Below are 1602 nucleotides of genomic sequence, written 5' to 3' on the forward strand. Positions count from 1 at the left end.
ACCAAACGAGCTCAGAGGTTTTGGGCTACAAGGTAGATAAGGATGGCTACTTTACAGATGAGTTTAATAAACAAGCTGGCATCCCAAGTGATTATAAAATTCACTCAAGCACGCTGGAGTCGTTAGTAAATGTTGCAGAGGGGACTTCATTTTTTAGTCGCACCTTTAAAAGCATAGATATAGCAAAGACTGCTGGCAATGCTTATAAAATACTCTCACAAGTAGTTGGCGAAGATATACTAAATTCAAAAGATAGCTTTAGCTTAGATGAGATAAGGAATTTCCCTCAAGGCTTTGAGTATAACCGCCAAAGCATGCAAGTAACAAAAATTCATAGCTCTATTTACGACTTCGATGCAGCTGCTTCTAGCTTTAACTACAAAGAGTCAAACAAGCAGATGATAAGCACGCTCTTTTTCAACCCAAGCTTTAGCGGTGGAGATGGCAGGCAGCCACTAAAGCCAACAACAGATATCTTTAACAACAACAATGGTGGCAAGGAGAGTGTGGGAAGTGGTGTTTTTATCGATCCGCACGGCGAAAGATATACAAATAAAGATGGCTCAATAACTAAAGGCGGACTTTTAGCAGCCGTCATAAATAGCAACCTTGACGTCAAAGAAGGTGAAACCACCGTTTTTGGAAAGAAGCAAGGCTTTGATAAGAGCGTAGATAGCAAAGAATTTAGTAGAGCATTTGAACTATTTGAGCTTATGGGTGAGATGAAATTTGGAGCAAATTTCAACAAAGCAAGCGACTCTGATCTAGCTGGTATGCCTGCATATATGCAAGAGTATGTTAAGTATAAAAGAGACCTTGTCTATGTAGATCTTACGACTGGGTTTGTCGGTAAGTATTCAGACGAAGAAGACGAACTCTCATTTAAAAAGATGATGGAGCATAATCTAAAAATGCTAAAGCTACTCTTTGGTGAGATAGACAAGGACGGCAAAAAGAGTAAAGACTTTATGGATAGCTTTTTGAAATTTAGCATGCCACCTTTAAATTTAGTAAAAGAGCTAAATGAAAACCCAGCTGGAAAATATCTAGTAGATATGCTTGGTATAAAAAGAGATGTTGATATAAAGGCGTAGGGGGGAGCTGAAATGTTTATTACTACCTATAATGGATCGATGCAATACAAAGAAATTTTAGATGACTACATAGCTCATGGCAATAAAAATTTATCTGCCGAAGATGAGAAAGCTAAAGTTGATGCTTATATGCAAGGACCATTTGGCGTTGGACTAGATAAGATAACCGGTATAGAAGAAGGAACGGAAGACTGGATAACAAAAACCATAGATAAAATAGATAGTATGCTATCAAACAAATACTCTCCAGAAGAGCGAAGAGCTCTATACGGAAAATATCCAGAAACCATAGAAAAAGCGATAGATTGGGAACTTCAAGGCTATATGGATTTTCTGAGGGATAACTCTATAGATGGCAAACCAACAATAGAAGGTAAGATGATAGGTCTTGGCACAAAAGAAGAGGAGGCTGACCTAAGAGCATTTATGGATAGTATGTCTTCTCTTTATCCAAATAATAACAAGGAGTCACTTAGTCTTTTAAGTAGAACCGATCTAAGCATAGATG

General features: G+C 37.9%; 1 protein-coding gene and 1 pseudogene. Both read left to right on the top strand.

What is annotated here, in order from left to right; genetic code table 11:
• A partial coding sequence (locus CVS81_RS09715; protein WP_234399560.1) for a Cj0814 family flagellar-dependent secreted protein occupies positions 1 to 1094 on the top strand: 1094 nt, incomplete at its 5' end.
• A 12-nt stretch (positions 1095 to 1106) separates the two neighbouring features.
• Positions 1107 to 1602: pseudogene (locus CVS81_RS09915) on the top strand (cell surface protein); the annotation flags it as partial.

It is taken from the genome of Campylobacter concisus (assembly GCF_003049065.1).
Taxonomy (GTDB): domain Bacteria; phylum Campylobacterota; class Campylobacteria; order Campylobacterales; family Campylobacteraceae; genus Campylobacter_A; species Campylobacter_A concisus_BE.